The following is a 17,189-nucleotide window of genomic DNA, read 5'->3' on the forward strand; positions in this document are numbered from 1 at the left end:
TCGGTCAGATGCGTAGGATTGGGTGCTGCTTGGTGGTGGTTCGTGCTGTGAGTCGCGTGTTTTCCTTTGTGAGTTGCGGGTCTTCCCGCAATTCACAAGGACACGCTTTGATGCGTGGCCGCCTTTGGTAGTGACGGCGGCAGGGGCACGTCCCGGGCTGTTTGCTTTGCAAAGTCGGGGACGTGCCGGTCAAAGAAGTGAGCAGCGCCAACGGGCGGCTTACTTCTTTGACCCTTGAGGCAGGCAGCTGCGCCCTGCCTGTTAAAAACTCATGGCATGAAATAGTTATGCCATGAGTTTTTAACGGCCTTACCTATCCTCTTCCCTGTGGGAACAGAAGAGGTACAGGCACTGCTGCAAAATGCTGCACACCTGAGGAACGCAGCGATCGTAAGAACCTTCCAACGCGGAGTGGCCCCCTTAGAACCACCATCCCCATGCACCTCTGTGCCTCTTTTGTTCCCTATACTAACAACTACACCCGAACTTTTCTTCGCCTTTGAAATCTACCTGTGTCGGATAATCGTTATCGAAACAAGCCAGACACAAACCGCCCTTGTAATCCTGTTCGTTATGTCCGCCCACTGCGGCAATCAACCCTTCGGCGCTCATAAAGAAGAGCGAATCAGCGTTAATCTCTTGCCGAATTTCCTCTACGGTTTTGGACGAAGCGATCAGTTCCCGACGGTCCGGCGTGTCGATACCGTAGAAGCACGGGTTTTTGAAAGGCGGCGAGGTAATACGTACATGTACTTCCAACGCGCCTGCATCCCGCAGCATATTTACGATTCGACGAGACGTGGTGCCACGAACGATAGAGTCGTCGATCATAATGACCCGTTTACCTTCAACCACACGGCGTACGGCGCTCAGCTTCATTTTCACACCCTGCTCGCGCAGCTCCTGACTCGGTTGAATGAAGGTACGACCGGTATATTTATTTTTAATCATGCCCAGCTCATAAGGAATACCTGTTTGCTCTGCATAACCAATTGCAGCCGAAATACTGGAATCCGGTACACCGGTCACCAAATCAGCATCGACAAAAGCCTCCAGCGCCAGTTGGCTGCCCATCCGTTTGCGTGCAGCATGAAGATTAGCTCCGTTCAAATCACTGTCAGGACGAGCAAAATAAATATACTCCATCGCACACAGCGCTTTACGCTGCTTATCTTCCGTATAGCGGTCTTCGTGCAGTCCATTTTTATCCAGTATCAACAGCTCACCTGGCTCGATATCGCGCAACAGTTCTGCACCAATCGTTTCCAGAGCACAGGATTCGGATGCAAACAAATAAGCATCTCCCAATCTGCCCATCGTCAATGGACGCAAGCCGTTGGGGTCAGAAGCCACAAGCAGCTTGTCATTGGTCATAATAAGGAAAGCAAACCCACCGACAATACGCTTCAATGCATCCTTGGCAGCCTCCACCAAATCCTTGGACGATCGGGCGATCAAATGAGCTACTACTTCGGTATCGCTGGTCGTTTGAAAAATAGACCCACCCTGCTCCAACTCATGCCGGATTTGCAAAGCATTTACGATATTTCCGTTCGTCGCTACCGCCAGATCACCATCACGATACTTGAACACCAAAGGCTGTGCATTTGTCAGCTTACTGTCTCCACTTGTCGAGTAGCGCACATGTCCTATAGCAATATCGCCTGTCAACGAAGCCATTAAGTCTTTATTAAATACTTCTTTGACAAGCCCCATTCCACGATGATAATGGAACTCGTCGCCACTGCTCACACAGATCCCTGCGCTTTCCTCACCACGATGCTGAAGCGCGTGTAAGCCGTAATAGGCTAGGGAAGCGGCATCGGAGTGTCTGTATACCCCGAATACGCCGCATTCCTCTTTTAATTTATCAAACAGCCCCTCTTTACCCGAGCCTTCATTATAATAATCTCCAGTCCACAACGTCCGTGCTGTTATTTCATCAGACATGGAATGACATCCTCCCAGATTTGCTTCAAACTGGCGACTGCCTCGTTCAAAGCGGGTTGTCCGTTCACCTCAACTGTCAATTGTGATCCTTCAACTTTTCCCAATACGGTAACTGGCACTTCCAATCCACGCAAATGTGCTTCCAGCGCAGACGCTTTATCCGGCGATGCGGACAACAAAATGCGGGATTGACTTTCGCTGAATAAAGCATGGTCAGGACGCAAAGACGTCTCTACGTTAACCTGTGCTCCCAATCCGCCGCTAATTCCAGATTCGGCAAGCGCCACAGCCAATCCGCCCTCTGCGAGATCATGCGCGGATTGTACCAATCCGGCTTGTATCGCTCCCAGTACTGCGGTCAGCAGTTTTTTCTCTACGTTCAAATTTAGCTCAGGCGGACGTCCTTCGGATACACCGTGCATGACAGCCTGGAACTCACTACCTCCTAGCTCAGCCTTCGTCTCCCCCACTAGGAAAATGACGTCGCCTTCAGCTTTGAAGCCTTGTGTCGTAATATGATCTGTATCATGTACCAGACCGACCATACCGACTACAGGCGTCGGATAGATCGCACCTTTGGCATTTTCGTTGTACAAGCTAACGTTACCCCCGATAACAGGTGTATCCAGTACACGACAAGCTTCTGCCATACCGTCCACGGCTTTTTCCATTTGCCAGAAAATATCCGGCTTTTCAGGGTTACCGAAGTTGAGGTTGTCCGTAATCGCCAAAGGTTCTCCGCCGGAGCATACAATGTTACGAGCTGCTTCGCTGACTGCAATTCGTCCGCCTACCTCTGGATCCAGGTATACATAACGTCCGTTACAATCTGTAGTCATCGCAAGTCCCTTGCGGGTGCCGCGTACAGTCACTACAGCCGCATCCGAGCCCGGACGAACGGCCGTACTGGTGCGAACCATGTAATCATATTGCTCGTATACCCATTTCTTGCTGGCTACACTTGGTGAAGACAGCACCTTTTTCAGCGCACCGTTCAAATCAGTCACTTCTGGGTAACGCAATGTGTCAACAGCAGCATTTTGCTCATAATAAGCAGGAACTTCGGAAGGCTTGTCATAGATCGGACACTCGTCTACTAGCGCCGTCACTGGCATATCCCCCACCACTTCACCGTGATGGAACAAACGCAAACGCCCGTCATCCGTCACTTTGCCGACCTTGGCACAAATGACGCCCCAACGCTCAAAAATTTCAAGTGCCTGTGCTTCGTCCTTTGGCTCAACAACGAACAGCATACGCTCCTGTGATTCGGACAGCATCATTTCATAAGGTGTCATGCCCTCTTCACGCTGCGGTACCTGATCCAGATACAGCTCAAGACCGTTGCCCGCCTTACTTGCCATTTCGGCACTGGAGCAGGTAAGTCCCGCTGCGCCCATATCCTGAATACCCAGTACAATACCGCTGTCGATCAGTTCCAGACATGATTCCATAACCAGCTTTTCCATGAATGGATCGCCTACTTGAACCGCAGTCCGATTTGCTTCGGATTCCTCTGTCAGCTCAACGGATGCGAAAGTTGCTCCATGAATCCCGTCACGTCCTGTTGGTGGGCCTACGTAGAACACCGGGTTACCAACCCCTTTTGCCACACCACGTTGGATTTTATCATGGTCAATCAGTCCAACACACATTGCATTAACCAGCGGATTGCCTTCGTAGCTTTCGTCAAATACAACCTCTCCACCCACGGTCGGAATACCAATACAGTTCCCGTAGCCCGCAATACCCGATACCACATGCTCGAACAAATATTTCACACGGTCGCTCTCCAGCTTGCCAAAACGCAGCGAGTTCAAAACGGCAACAGGTCTTGCGCCCATGGAAAAAATATCACGGATGATGCCGCCTACCCCAGTTGCTGCCCCTTGGAAAGGCTCTACAGCGGATGGATGGTTATGACTTTCGATTTTAAATACAACCGCTTGGTTGTCTCCAATATCAACAATCCCTGCTCCTTCACCGGGTCCCATCAGAACTCGCGGTCCGCTCGTCGGGAAACGTCTCAGCAACGGCTTGGAGTTTTTGTAAGCACAATGCTCTGACCACATAACACTGAACACGCCAATCTCCGTATAATTCGGCTGACGCCCCATGAATTGGCAGATCAGCGCATATTCACTGTCCGACACACCCATCTGCTGATACAGTTTATGTTCGGCAACCTGCTCTGCCGTCGGTTCCTTAGCGGACACTTGCTGCGCCATGACGATCCCTCCAAGCATTCAAAATAGATGTAAACATACGTTTGCCGTCATCCGTTCCAAGCAATGCGTCCACCGCGCGTTCCGGGTGGGGCATCATGCCCAGCACGTTACCTTCTTCATTACAAATCCCTGCAATATCCGTCATGGAACCATTGGGATTATCTTTATACGTAAATACGATCTGATTGTTCGCCTGCAAACGAGCCAGCGTCTCATCATCACAGTAATAGTTGCCTTCACCATGTGCGATCGGAATAATGATCTCTTCACCAGCAGCATAATCTCTTGTAAAAGGCGTTTGGTTATTCGCAACCTGCAACACCGTATCACGGCAAAGGAATTTCATCGACAGATTACGGCGCAAAGCTCCTGGCAATAGCCCGGCTTCGGTCAAAATTTGAAAACCGTTGCAAATCCCCAAAATATATTTGCCCTCGGCAGCCGCTTTGGCTACTTCCTTCATCACCGGAGCAAACCTGGAAATCGCACCACACCGCAGATAATCCCCGTAGGAGAAGCCTCCCGGAACAAGAATACAATCGTAAGGTGACAGATCCGTTGCCGTATGCCAAACATAATCGACAGGTTCACCGACCGTGTCCTCTATCGCCTTATAGCAGTCAATATCACAGTTGGAGCCCGGAAAAACCAGAACTGCAAATTTCATGGAATCAGCCCTCCAGTTCGTAGCGGTAGTCTTCAATGACCGTGTTGGCCAACAGCTTTTCACACATCTCGATGATGCGTTTCTCTGCACTCTCGCGGTCTGTTGTATCCAGATTCAGTTCCATATACTTACCAATTCTGACGCTGTCCACTTCTCCGAAACCCATAGAATGCAGTGCGCCCTGCACCGCAACCCCCTGCGGGTCCAAAACGCTTTGCTTAATCGTGACATAGACTGTTGCTTTCATCATGTTCCTTCAGTTCCTCCTCCGAATGAGTGAATCCTATTGGTTGAATTATGATTACTATTTACTGTGCCGTCAGACGCCGCCAAATATCCGTATATCTTGCAGTTGTTTCTTCTACGACCTCAGCAGGCAACGGATCGGGCTTGCTGTTCTTGTCCCAACCGGATGATGCCAAATAGCTTCGTACCGGCTCCTTGTCCATGCTGTCAATCTCCACATCCAGCTCATACTTTTCCTGCGCCCAAAAACGGGATGAGTCCGGGGTGAAAATTTCATCAATCAAAATCACCTTGCCATCAACAAGACCAAACTCAAACTTGCAATCCGCTAAAATGATTCCTCGCTTTTCGCAGAAAGCACGCGCAAATTCGTACAATGCCAAGCTTTTTTCCTCAAGCTCACCGGTTAGCTGGGCCCCGACAAGCTCTTTCATTTGGTGAAGGGAAATGTCCTCGTCGTGACCGACATCATTTTTTGCAGCCGGTGTAAATAGAGGCTTGGGAAAGCGTTCATTCTTACGTAGCCCCTTGGGCAATGGAATACCGTTTACCTCGCCGGTCTGCTCATACTGACGCCAGCCACCTCCGGTAATATATCCGCGCACCACACACTCGATGTCGATGCGTTCAGCCTTCAGCGTAACCATGATCCGGTCCTTTAGCAGCTCTTTATGCTGTTCGTCGATGACATGTCCGAGCTTGTCTACATCGGTATGCACGACATGGTTTTCCAGCAGGTCTTTCGTCTGTTCAAACCAGAAAGCACTGAGCTTGTTCAATACATTTCCTTTTTCCGGTACGGGCGGCTCCAACACATAATCAAAAGCCGAAATCCGGTCCGTCACGACAATCAGAAAATGTTCTCCGAGATCATACAACTCACGCACTTTGCCTTTGTACAAGAGCGGCGCATGAATCAGACCTTCGGCGGTAGACAATGACATTTCATTACACCTCTTTCATAGAAGTTGCCCCTCCTAAATCCTCCCCTCGGGGAGGACCCCCAGGGCTGCTGCCCTCGGGACTCCCGCAAGAGTTGGCTGGTGAGCCGGGTGAGGGCGTCTATTTTGTAGCTACGGTCGGGTGAGCGCGCTCCGCTGGATGAAGCTTGTTGGCACAAGCCTCATCCAGCAACGCTTTTACGTCGGTGCGAACGGCTGGCTCAAGGCTTCGCTTCTTGAGCCTGTGCGTTTCTGGAAGGACTGCGGGCTGTTTGCTGTGCAAATTCGGCAGTCCTTCCAGAAACGTTGCTTGTGATAGAAAAGCGTGTTCCACTGCTTTTCCATCGCTCTTGGGAAGGTGCGGCATCTTATGTGCCGCACCTTTTCAAGTTCTGCTCCCACATGAGGGGTGGTGCTGGAAGCAGCGGAGCAGACGGAATCGTTCTGTAGAAGCGTTAGCGTTTGCCTTTGCCCCTGGATTCCAACCTTTGCAGGTTTTCCAATTCAGGAATCCAGGGGCAACAGCAATCGGAAGAACGATCCGTTCGCGCAGCGGTCTCATCACGCTCCTGATCCTCTCCCAAGCGCCAACCTTCCCTCTTACTCCCCTAATCCCAGCTTTTTAAAGATCGTATCCACGTTTTTCAAATGCCAAGCTGGGTTGAACGCATCCTTGATTTCATCTGGACTGAGCACGGCAGTAATTTCCGGAGTCGCCTCGACGATTTCGCGGAACTGGCGTTGTTCTTCCCATGCCTGCATAGCACGCGGCTGCACGGTATCGTAAGCTTTTTCACGACTAAAGCCCTTGTCGATCAGCTTCGTCATAATACGGCCAGAGAATGGTACACCATACGTACGCGCCATATTGCGCTTCATATTTTCAGGGAAGACCGTCAGATTTTTCACGATATTGCCAAAACGGTTCAGCATGTAGTTCAACAGCATTGTTGCATCTGGCAGAATGATGCGTTCTACAGAAGAATGCGAAATGTCGCGCTCATGCCACAGCGTAACGTTCTCATACGCCGATACCATATGCCCGCGAATCACACGTGCCAGGCCGGAGATGTTTTCACTTCCGATCGGATTGCGTTTATGCGGCATTGCGGAAGATCCTTTTTGACCCTTGGCAAAAGCTTCTTCCACCTCGCGGAATTCACTCTTTTGCAATGCACGGACTTCTGTAGCAAACTTGTCCAACGATGTGGCGATCAACGCCAGCGTGGCCATATATTCAGCATGACGATCACGCTGAAGCGTTTGTGTAGAAATCGGAGCAGGCTTGGTGCCCAGCTTGCGGCATACGAATTCTTCCACAGCTGGGTCAATGTTGGCATATGTTCCGACTGCACCGGACATTTTACCGTATTGTACCTGGTCAGCAGCATAGCGGAAACGTTCCAGATTGCGCTTCATTTCCTCGTACCACAGGCCCATTTTCAGTCCGAATGTGGTCGGCTCAGCGTGCACTCCATGTGTACGTCCCATCATCGGTGTGTGCTTGTAAGCCAATGCTTTTTCCTTCAAAATATCAATAAAATTCAGAATATCTCGTTCCAGAATTTCATTCGCCTGTTTTAACAAATAGCCCAGTGCTGTATCAACCACGTCTGTGGAGGTTAGACCGTAATGCACCCATTTGCGCTCGTCGCCAAGACTTTCGGATACCGTGCGGGTAAAAGCAATGACATCGTGTCTTGTTTCCTGCTCAATTTCATAGATCCGTTCAATATCAAAGCTTGCATTTTTGCGCAGAGCCACGGTATCTTCTTTTGGGATAACACCTAACTCAGCCCATGCTTCACAGGCACACAGTTCTACTTCCAGCCAAGCTTTGAATTTATTTTCTTCCGTCCAAATCGCTCTCATTTCCGGTCTGCTATAGCGTTCGATCATGACTATTTATCCCCCCAAATATTGGTTTGATCAATCCATTCCAGCGCTTGTTCCGTATCCTGGCACAACAGATTAATATGTCCCATCTTCCGGCCTGGCTTGGCTTCACTTTTTCCATACAAATGCAGCTTCGGTACAACACTCAATCTTTCAGCTTCAGCATCTGTTTGTCCGAACCGCCGAATTACGTTCTCCAAATGCTCACCTAGTACATTGACCATCACGACCGGAGTCAGAAGCTTCGTGTTGCCTAGTGGCAAACCACAAATCGCACGTATATGCTGCTCAAATTGCGATGTGGCGCATCCCTCCATCGTGTAGTGGCCGGAGTTATGGGGACGTGGTGCCAACTCATTAACGTACAATTGTCCATCTTCGGTGACAAACATCTCCACAGCGAGCAGCCCCACCGCATCCAATGACTCCGCCACAGCCAGCGCCAATTTGCGTGCTTCTTCCTGGACAGGTTCAGGTACGCGTGCGGGTACAATCGACGTGTGCAAAATGTTGTTTACGTGAATGTTTTCCGCAGGTGGAAAGGCTCTAGCTTCACCGTTCGTGCTGCGAGCTACAATCACCGAGATTTCGCAGCGAAAACGGATGAACTGTTCCAACACCAGTTCCGAACCGCTTCCAGCCAGTTGCTCGTAGGCATTCGTGGCTTCCTCCGATTGGCGAACGACCACTTGGCCCTTGCCATCATAACCGCCGACTGCTGTTTTGAGCACACACGGTACACCCAGTTCGGCTACCGCTTGAACCATATCGGCAGAACTGCTAATTTCACGATATGGAGCGACAGGAACACCAGCTGCTTCAATAGAACGTTTTTCACGCAGACGATGCTGTGTCGTGTACAAAAGACTACTGCCCTGTGGCACACTGGATTCCTGTTCCAAAAGCGCGGCTACACCTGCATCCACATTTTCGAACTCATACGTGATCACATCACACCGTGCAGCCAGTTCTCTGGCCGCGTGTTCATCATCATAGGCAGCACGGATTTGTTCGGACACCTGTCCACACGGACTATCCGGTGCAGGGTCCAGTGTTACGAAGCGATAGCCTAAGTTTGTTCCTGCCAGTACAAGCATTCTTCCTAGTTGTCCGCCTCCCAAAAGCCCAATCACTGTGCCAGGAGGACGGATTCGGCCTGCGGGTTCACATGCTTCATTCATAGTGAGTCACTACCTTCCAGTACCTCGTCACGGATACGGTCGCGTCTTGCCACAACCCGCTGACTTATCTTTTCGTCAAAAGCACCTAATATTTGTGCAGCCAGCAGCCCTGCGTTGGTAGAGCCCGCCTTACCGATCGCCACAGTGGCGACTGGAATACCACCCGGCATCTGCACAATGGAGAGCAGGGAGTCCAGACCATTCAGAGCCTTCGACTGGACAGGCACGCCAATTACTGGCAAGGATGTCTTCGCAGCCACCATTCCCGGCAGATGTGCAGCCCCGCCCGCTCCAGCAATAATGACTTTTAATCCGCGCCCGGCGGCCTCTTCTGCAAAACGAAACATTAAATCCGGTGTACGATGGGCTGAAACTACTTTTTTCTCATATCCGATTTCAAGCTCGTCCAGCACAGCACATGCATGTTGCATGGTGTCCCAGTCTGATGTGCTGCCCATAATGACAGCGACCTGCACTGACATGTCCTTCACTCCCTGTTTATCAATAAGCGCCAAAAATCCGGCACTCGAAAATAACGTTATTTTCAAGACACCGGACTACGAAAAAACAAACGACAGAGCCTCTTAAAGGCATGCCAAAAGCAAGCCTGTTCCACCGCATCCAATGCGGCTTCAGCCGTATGTCTCCCGTAGTCCGGAAATTTAAGGTTTCCAGGTAGAAACTTCCGGGCCGTATCCCCGGCATTATACGAGTCAGGATTGTGCTTACTCCATACCCAACGATATACTTTCCTAGCGTAATCGTGGTGAGTTTCGGCTCCAACATGTGTACCTAATTAAATTGTACCTAAAGTTCATTTTTTATCGACAATACACTTCATAGTTTAACAATTCCCTACACCCTGTGTCAACTTGAAAACGAACATTGTCATAATGATACAATTTAATGTTCGTGTTTAACAAAAACCAAGCCCTTTATATGCACACCTCGGGACTATTGTATTACATTTAGCTATCTCTCTACCTACACTGATAACGGCCAGCAATACATCTTACCAACAAAAATAAAAAGCCGGCACTACCTGTACAGGTAGTGATCCGACTTTTACTTTTTTTATTTCGTTATTTTACGACCAGCACGGGGATACGTGCATGCTGCACCACATTGTGACTTACGCTACCTAAGACAAATTCACGAATACCACCCAAACCGCGACTGCCGATCACAATCACATCGAAGCCATTCTCATTGGCATAATCCAAAATGACTTCGGCCGGCGAACCTTGAATCAGTTCCACCTTGGCATCTACACCTTGCTCAGCAAGCCGCTTTTTAACTTCATCCGTAGTTTGCTCAGCCAAATCATAATACTCTTTATTCACCGAAGCTGGAATTGGAGCCAAGCCTTCGCCCATAAAAATCCGCGGGAAATCGAATGCTGTTACGACCTCAAGCTTCGAGGAGGGTGATGCCTTCACCAATTCAGCCGCCTTCAATAAAGCTTTGTTGGATGCATCCGAACCGTCATAAGCAAGCAATACTTTTGAAAATAGCATAATACGCACCTCTTCCGAATTCAGTTTGTTAAATCAAAGCCTGAAATTATGTATTCCTGTAGTTGTTCACTTTCATTACACCATGTAATGGCTGAGAATAGTCTTCTCAATCATCATTAAACTTCCCTATGGGAAGCTAAACTTCCAGCCTTACCGTAAAAAATACCCATAGAGCAATGCGTTAATGAATAGCAACGCAGGAATACCTAATCTGAAGGTCATATGCCGTGTTTTATGGCGCTTGCGGTACATCGCAATGAGTACACCCAATGCGCCCCCGATCAGGGCCAGCAAAAACAACGTCCGTTCAGGTACACGATCACGGTGTTTACGTGCTCTCTTTTTATCTTCCGACATTACCAGATAGCCTACTGCATTGATGAACAGCAGCCATACCAACAAGCCTGTCTGCAATGTCTCCCCTCCTTTTGCACACCGTACCAGTTTCAGGTATTAGGACTTATATAGAGCTCTCTCCTTCATTATAACCTCACCCCTTTTATAGAAACAACGCCTTCCCTGACTGGGAAAACGTTTTTGCGGAAATAGTAACGGTGTATGAGGGCAATTCCCGAGTGCATCTATTTTGTCTTAAAGGAGGAACTACGATGGAAAGCACCCATGAGTACGTTGAAAAGCTGCGAGAAAATGCAAAAAAGGCAGAACGTAACCGTAAACAAGGAAAAGGAACTCCCAGCGCCAGCTTGCCAACAAAACAGCATAGCAAAAACCCCTGATCATGAGATCTGTATTCAACTGTAGAACCATGTAAATACCGTAAGACATCAACTCACCGTGTCACTCTCATTCAATGAAATTAAAGGTAGGTAAACTCAGTTGTTCACCTTTTATCAAAAGCAACAAGCAGACTCCTTATGAGATTTCTGCTTGTTGCTTTTGTTTTCAAATCTTTTCCATCCAGGTATAATTAAAGCGATTACATATAATAAAGATGAGTTTTAGAGTCATATTATCTAACATATATATTGACTAAAGGTGATTTAGCACTCTATAATGCGTGATATTAACGTTATTCGACAAAATATTTGTCAGCTAATCTATCATTAATATTTTGAGGTTTCAGATTGGAGAGGAGCTTTATATGACTAACATGAAAAAAATGACAATGATTCCCCTGTTGGCCAGCTTTATTCTCGGAAGTACCTTATGGAGTGGTGGAGTTACCGCCAACGTAGCGTCAGCAGCTACAACCAGTACAACGTTATCTACTTCTAGCACTACAACTTTGGACAAATCTGATAAGCCACAAACTAATCACTTGCCCAATATTAAAATACTGGCCACAGGAGGAACCATTGCAGGGTCATCCTCCGTCAACACAGATACAACCGGCTACAAAGCAGGTGCATTAGGTGTTGAAACCTTGATCAATGCCGTTCCTGAGATGAAAAGTATTGCAAATGTCAGTGGTGAGCAAGTGGTTAACGTAGGTAGCCCCGATGTTAATAATGAAATCCTCTTAAAACTTGCCAAACGCACCAACGAACTGCTTGCCAGAGACGATGTGGACGGTATTGTCATTACCCATGGTACAGATACATTGGAAGAAACGGCATACTTCCTCAATCTTGTCGTTAAGAGCGATAAGCCTGTAGTTGTTGTTGGCTCTATGCGCCCCGCTACTGCCATCAGTGCCGATGGTCCATTCAACCTTTATAATGCTGTAAAAGTTGCCGGAGCTTCGGCCTCCAAAGGCCAGGGTGTACTCGTATGGCTGAACGATCGCATCGGTGCAGCAAGATATATCACAAAAACGAATACAACAGCAGTCGATACGTTCAAGTCTGTAGAGCAGGGATACCTTGGAGCTGTAGTAGGCGATCAGGTATACTACTACAACAAATCTACTCATAAGCACACGACTTCTTCTGTATTCGATATCTCTAATCTCACCCAGCTACCACAAGTAGATATTTTATACGAATATCAAAACAACGGTCGCTACCTGTATGATGCAGCCGTAGCAGCTGGTGCCAAGGGCATAGTGGTCGCTGGTTCCGGTAATGGCTCCTTGTCCAAAACCTCCTCAGAAGGCGCAGAGGCCGCAGGTAAAAAAGGAGTTATTATTGCCCGCTCTACCCGCGTAGGAAGTGGAGTTGTGTCCCCGTCGACAAAAGACGCAGCTTCGAACTTTGTGTCCACTGATTCGCTCAATCCGCAAAAAGCACGGATTTTGCTCATGCTCGCTTTGACCCAAACGCACGATGTGAACCAAATTCAATCTTTCTTTAATGAATACTAAGAGCAGTCATTCCAAGTCAAATAAATACAACTTCCTTATTATGAAAAAGAAGCAGCAGTTACGGTTGACCGCCGTACTGCTGCTTCTTTTATGCAAGAAAATAGAGTCTGGGACCGATAACTAATTTATCTGGTTTCCAATCGTTCTGGTCTTATACAGCCATTCGTTTTCCCTTACAGGCAGCATCAAGACTGCTGTTTGGGAATCCCATTCAAGCTTGGAGGATATTTAGCTTGCTTCTCTGGATGAGCAGCGATTTCTTCCTCCAGTATACTTGATTTATTTTGCTGATTATTGATTTTAAGCGGCTTATGCTTGGGCATAAATACTCACCTCCTCGGATTACCATGCCAAGGAGTAAGCTTTTTTATACCGACATACGCCTGCTAATTGTGTAGCTTATAGCACGTTCTGGCCAATCTTTATTCGCCCTGCTTTTGCTCCATTGCTGCTTTTAACAAATCCCCCAAACTGGAGCCAAAGGAATCCTTCTTTTCAAACTGTTTTACTAGCTTTTGCTGTTCCCATTTGTTTACCCGTTGCTTGTCCTTATCCAGCGTCTCCGTAATGCCGCAGGGTAAGCATCTTACATACAGACCTGCTTTGCCCTCTTTCATTTCCATTTTTTTATGACACTGTGGACAACGTCGATTGGACAAGCGTTTTTCCCCTGAACGACGGTAACCACAATCCGCACTTGGACATACAAGGAACTTGCCTTTCTTCCCTTTTTTCTCCAACAACTTTGTACCACAATCCGGACAATGGCTATTCGTTACGTTATGGGGTTTGTACTCCGCGCTGCTATTTTTCACAGTAGAAACCAATTCTTTCGCCATAGCACGGATAGAATTCAAAAATGGCTCAGGTTGTCCTTGACCACGGGCAATCCGTTCCAACTCCGCTTCCCAACGTGCCGTCAATTCGGGCGTTCGTAGCTGTGGAGCCGCCAATTCGATCAGTTGCTTGCCTTTGCCAGTTGGATGCATCACGTTCCCCTGGCGCTCTATCGTATCAGAGCTGACGAGTTTCTCGATCAGATCTGCACGAGTAGCTGGTGTACCCAAGCCATGCTTTTCCATCTGAGCGAGCAGGGCTGCTTCTGTATAACGCTTCGGCGGCAACGTTCGTCCAGCTCGTACAATACAACGCTGCAATTGGACGGAGTCTCCTTTTTTCAGCTCAGGCAAAATAACGCCCCGTCCATTATTTTCACGATCATCTATCTCTTCATCGTCCAATTCATAATGACTTTCGTCATATACAGCACGCCAACCGCTATCTTTTATGGTTGTACCTTTGACCTGAAATGTTTCCTGCCCCACCATGACCGATACAGCTACAGCATCATAACGTGCAGGTGGGTAGAACAGACTGATAAAACGGCGTGCAATCAGATCATACAGCTTACGTTCCTCTGGGCTTAACTGATTAAGCAATAATGTCTGCTCAGTAGGTATAATCGCATGGTGATCTGTGACTTTACTATCATCCACAACTCGCTTTGTGATTGGCAATTTGTTACGCAATAGCGGACGTGCTAAGGAAGCATACGGACCCACTGCTACGCTACTGAGTCTTTCCTTAAGTGAATCCACCATATCGGAGGTAAGATAACGGCTATCTGTACGCGGATAGGTCACCAGCTTATGCTGCTCATACAGACGCTGAAGAACATTGGACGTCTGTTTGGCTGAGAAGCCGTAGCGCTGGTTAGCATCTCGTTGCAGCTCAGTTAAGTCATACGCCAGCGGGTGAGGCTCGTTTTTTTCACTCTTTTTAACACTCACAACTGTACCTTTGGCCCCCTCAAGCCTGTGGCGCAAAGTCTCTGCCTGAGTACGGTCAAACATGCGCGAATCCCCGTTTTCTGCCCGCCAAGTTGCTTGAAAATGGCCAAAATCCGCCGTCAAAGTATCATATTCCTGAGAACGAAACTGGGTGATCTCCTTCTCACGTTCCATGATCATTCCCAGTGTTGGTGTCTGTACCCTTCCAGCAGAAAGCTGGGCGTTGTAACGAACCGTCAACGCACGAGTTACATTGAGACCAATCATCCAATCTGCTTCAGCCCTACAGCGAGCCGATTCATATAGACGATCAAACTGCTGACCAGGCAATAATTTTGCAAAACCTGCCTTGATAGCCTTATCCGTCTGCGAGGAAATCCATAAGCGTCGGAAAGGCTTTCTCCAGTTTGCCATTTGTATAATCCAACGCGCCAACAGTTCGCCTTCACGAGCAGCATCTGTTGCCACGATAAGTTCCCCGATATCCTGTCGTTTCATCAGCTGTTGTACAGCTTTGAACTGATGATTGCTCTCCCGTAATACCTTTAACTTGGCGTTCTTCGGAAGAATGGGCAAGTCCTCCAAGTTCCAATTCGCATACTTAGAATCGTAATCCTCAGGCTCTGCTAAGCCGACCAAATGACCCAGTGCCCATGTCACTACATACTTTGGGCCTTCTATATAACTTTTATGTTTCTCACGGCTGCCCATCACTCGTGCAATCTCTCTGGCCACGGATGGTTTTTCTGCCAATACCAATACCTTCATGTTACGCTCCTTTCTCTCTTAATGTTAATTATACCATCCTGCCATCTTACGATAAATCTAATGCGAACGTCTATTTACATGATCTTTCCTTACTATTACTATTTCTTATGCGTTAATTAGACCAACTTACAAATCAGGCACACTCCATTTTATTAGCAGACCCGCATACGTCAGGCCTCCCCCGAATCCATATAACACCACATGTTGTCCATATCTTAAACGCCCATCATCCAATCCACACTGTAAAGCCAACGGAATGGACGCCGCCGAGGTATTGCCATAAAACTCTACACTTGTCAGCGTCTTTTCTAAAGGTACTGTACTTTTTTCACATATGGACTCAATCATTCTCAGATTAGCGCTATGAGGTACAAACCAGTCAAGATCTTCCTTCTCCATATTTGCCTTATCCATTAATCTTTCGATGCCAGCTGGAACAGAGCGTACAGCCCATTTATAAACCTCACGTCCATTTTGAGCAATAAAACCATTATCTTGCAGCTTCTCTCCATCCAAATAGTTAGATAATCCTGCGCGGTAAAGATGTGCTCCACCTTGCCCAAAGGTTCCTATATCTGCGGTCAAAAATGATCCTTCATCCTCGTCATATTCAACAAGTGCGACTCCTGCTCCATCTCCAAAAAGAACACATGTCGTCCGGTCGGTATAATCTGTAATTTTGGATAATGTCTCTGCTCCAATCACTAGAACCTTACGATGTAGACCACCCGTAATAAGACCATTTGCCAAATGAAGTCCATAGGCAAAGCCTGCGCATGCAGCACTAACATCCATTGATCCTGTATTTGGAATATTAAAATAAGCCTGAATACGGGAAGCCGTACTTGGAAAATAGTAATCAGGTGTACTTGTCGCTACAATGATCATGTCAACATCGTTCACATTTACGTTATAAAGGTTAACCATACGTTTAATAGCTTGTATACATAAATCAGATACGTACTGATCTTCAGCCGCGATTCGTCGTTCCCGCATACCCGTTCGTTGTACAATCCACTCGTCACTAGTTTCCACAAGCTTCTCCAAGTCGGCGTTCGTTAAAATCCGTTCAGGTACATAAGTGCCAAGGGCCGTTAACTTTGCTTTTGAATTCAACATTCTGATCACTCTCCTTTATAATCCTTATTCATATTATAACACCAGATACTAATACCTGGTACTAATTTTCTTAAAAAAATGTCTATCTATTTACTAGCTAATATCCACAGATTCAGTCGAACTTATAACTAACTTACTCTAATAAAAAATACTACTGAAATTTAACACAAAAAAAAGATCATGATCTCAGTGAGATCATGATCTTTTTTACTTGTTGCTTGGCAACGTCCTACTCTCCCAGGACCCTGCGGTCCAAGTACCATCGGCGCTGGAGGGCTTAACGGTCGTGTTCGGGATGGGTACGTGTGGAACCCCTCCGCTATCGCCACCAAACATGAATTTGCCTCGCAAATTCTAACTTCAAGGTTACACCCTGAAAACTGGATCCGAAACTTCCTTGCGTCTTATCTTTAGGATAAGCCCTCGACCGATTAGTATTGGTCAGCTCCATGCATTACTGCACTTCCACCCCCAACCTATCTACCTCGTCGTCTTCAAGGGGTCTTACATACTGGGAAATCTCATCTTGAGGGGGGCTTCACGCTTAGATGCTTTCAGCGCTTATCCCTTCCGTACATAGCTACCCAGCGGTGCTCCTGGCGGAACAACTGGTACACCAGCGG

General features: G+C 47.7%; 17 protein-coding genes, 2 rRNA genes and 1 riboswitch. Of the genes, 2 read left to right on the forward strand and 17 right to left on the reverse strand.

Annotation, left to right across the window (positions count from 1 at the left end; all coding sequences use genetic code 11):
- Positions 1-468: 468 nt before the first annotated feature.
- The 12 genes from purF to ACU1JV_RS09440 form a co-directional block, all read right to left on the reverse strand.
- Positions 469-1,950 carry an amidophosphoribosyltransferase gene (purF, locus tag ACU1JV_RS09385; RefSeq protein ID WP_013369475.1) on the reverse strand — a complete coding sequence of 494 codons (1,482 nt, stop codon included), beginning with the start codon at positions 1,948-1,950 and terminating at the stop codon, positions 469-471.
- On the reverse strand, positions 1,935-4,178 hold the full coding sequence (gene purL / locus ACU1JV_RS09390) for a phosphoribosylformylglycinamidine synthase subunit PurL (protein ID WP_413985586.1): 2,244 nt from the start codon (positions 4,176-4,178) through the stop codon (positions 1,935-1,937). The genes purF and purL overlap by 16 nt, the downstream gene beginning before the upstream one ends.
- Positions 4,156-4,845, reverse strand: a complete 690-nt coding sequence (purQ, locus tag ACU1JV_RS09395) for a phosphoribosylformylglycinamidine synthase subunit PurQ (protein ID WP_413985585.1) — start codon at positions 4,843-4,845, stop codon at positions 4,156-4,158. The genes purL and purQ overlap by 23 nt, the downstream gene beginning before the upstream one ends.
- Before the next feature lie 4 nt (positions 4,846-4,849).
- Positions 4,850-5,095 (reverse strand): phosphoribosylformylglycinamidine synthase subunit PurS, encoded by a 246-nt coding sequence (purS, locus tag ACU1JV_RS09400; protein ID WP_013308797.1) that lies wholly within the window; start codon positions 5,093-5,095, stop codon positions 4,850-4,852.
- 58 nt (positions 5,096-5,153) lie between these two features.
- Positions 5,154-6,035: a phosphoribosylaminoimidazolesuccinocarboxamide synthase gene (locus tag ACU1JV_RS09405; protein ID WP_040102117.1), complete on the reverse strand. Its 882-nt coding sequence runs from the start codon at positions 6,033-6,035 to the stop codon at positions 5,154-5,156.
- A gap of 118 nt (positions 6,036-6,153) precedes the next feature.
- Positions 6,154-6,399 (reverse strand): hypothetical protein, encoded by a 246-nt coding sequence (locus ACU1JV_RS09410; protein WP_413985584.1) that lies wholly within the window; start codon positions 6,397-6,399, stop codon positions 6,154-6,156.
- Positions 6,400-6,417: 18 nt separating this feature from the next.
- Entirely contained in the window at positions 6,418-6,597 is a 180-nt protein-coding gene (locus ACU1JV_RS09415) for a hypothetical protein (protein WP_446724541.1), read from the reverse strand.
- A gap of 35 nt (positions 6,598-6,632) precedes the next feature.
- Positions 6,633-7,931 (reverse strand): adenylosuccinate lyase, encoded by a 1,299-nt coding sequence (gene purB, locus ACU1JV_RS09420; RefSeq protein ID WP_137077873.1) that lies wholly within the window; start codon positions 7,929-7,931, stop codon positions 6,633-6,635.
- Between the two features lie 2 nt (positions 7,932-7,933).
- Positions 7,934-9,109: a 5-(carboxyamino)imidazole ribonucleotide synthase gene (purK, locus tag ACU1JV_RS09425; protein ID WP_413985583.1), complete on the reverse strand. Its 1,176-nt coding sequence runs from the start codon at positions 9,107-9,109 to the stop codon at positions 7,934-7,936.
- Positions 9,106-9,591, reverse strand: a complete 486-nt coding sequence (purE, locus tag ACU1JV_RS09430; RefSeq protein ID WP_013369467.1) for a 5-(carboxyamino)imidazole ribonucleotide mutase — start codon at positions 9,589-9,591, stop codon at positions 9,106-9,108. Before purE ends, purK begins: the two co-directional genes overlap by 4 nt.
- A gap of 148 nt (positions 9,592-9,739) precedes the next feature.
- Positions 9,740-9,841: riboswitch (purine riboswitch) on the reverse strand.
- A gap of 350 nt (positions 9,842-10,191) precedes the next feature.
- Entirely contained in the window at positions 10,192-10,626 is a 435-nt protein-coding gene (locus tag ACU1JV_RS09435; RefSeq protein ID WP_013369465.1) for a universal stress protein, read from the reverse strand.
- 150 nt (positions 10,627-10,776) lie between these two features.
- Positions 10,777-11,040 carry a DUF1294 domain-containing protein gene (locus tag ACU1JV_RS09440; RefSeq protein WP_013369464.1) on the reverse strand — a complete coding sequence of 88 codons (264 nt, stop codon included), beginning with the start codon at positions 11,038-11,040 and terminating at the stop codon, positions 10,777-10,779.
- A gap of 194 nt (positions 11,041-11,234) precedes the next feature.
- Between ACU1JV_RS09440 and ACU1JV_RS09445 the strand changes: the two genes are divergently transcribed.
- Positions 11,235-11,363 (forward strand): DUF4023 family protein, encoded by a 129-nt coding sequence (locus ACU1JV_RS09445; protein WP_013369463.1) that lies wholly within the window; start codon positions 11,235-11,237, stop codon positions 11,361-11,363.
- Between the two features lie 365 nt (positions 11,364-11,728).
- On the forward strand, positions 11,729-12,889 hold the full coding sequence (locus tag ACU1JV_RS09450; RefSeq protein ID WP_413985582.1) for a type II asparaginase: 1,161 nt from the start codon (positions 11,729-11,731) through the stop codon (positions 12,887-12,889).
- Between the two features lie 185 nt (positions 12,890-13,074).
- Here ACU1JV_RS09450 and ACU1JV_RS09455 read toward each other — a convergent pair whose 3' ends face one another.
- From ACU1JV_RS09455 to ACU1JV_RS09475, 5 genes are all read right to left on the reverse strand, one after another.
- The gene (locus ACU1JV_RS09455) at positions 13,075-13,212 is read right to left on the reverse strand and encodes a hypothetical protein (RefSeq protein WP_016819760.1); all 138 of its coding nucleotides are present in this window, start codon (positions 13,210-13,212) and stop codon (positions 13,075-13,077) included.
- A 99-nt stretch (positions 13,213-13,311) separates the two neighbouring features.
- Positions 13,312-15,447, reverse strand: a complete 2,136-nt coding sequence (locus ACU1JV_RS09460; protein WP_413985581.1) for a DNA topoisomerase III — start codon at positions 15,445-15,447, stop codon at positions 13,312-13,314.
- 126 nt (positions 15,448-15,573) lie between these two features.
- Positions 15,574-16,566 carry a ketoacyl-ACP synthase III gene (locus ACU1JV_RS09465; RefSeq protein ID WP_013369459.1) on the reverse strand — a complete coding sequence of 331 codons (993 nt, stop codon included), beginning with the start codon at positions 16,564-16,566 and terminating at the stop codon, positions 15,574-15,576.
- A 216-nt stretch (positions 16,567-16,782) separates the two neighbouring features.
- A 5S ribosomal RNA gene (gene rrf, locus ACU1JV_RS09470) occupies positions 16,783-16,899 on the reverse strand.
- 78 nt (positions 16,900-16,977) lie between these two features.
- Positions 16,978-17,189, reverse strand: a 23S ribosomal RNA gene (locus ACU1JV_RS09475); the annotation flags it as partial.

This window comes from Paenibacillus sp. T2-29 (assembly GCF_052921365.1).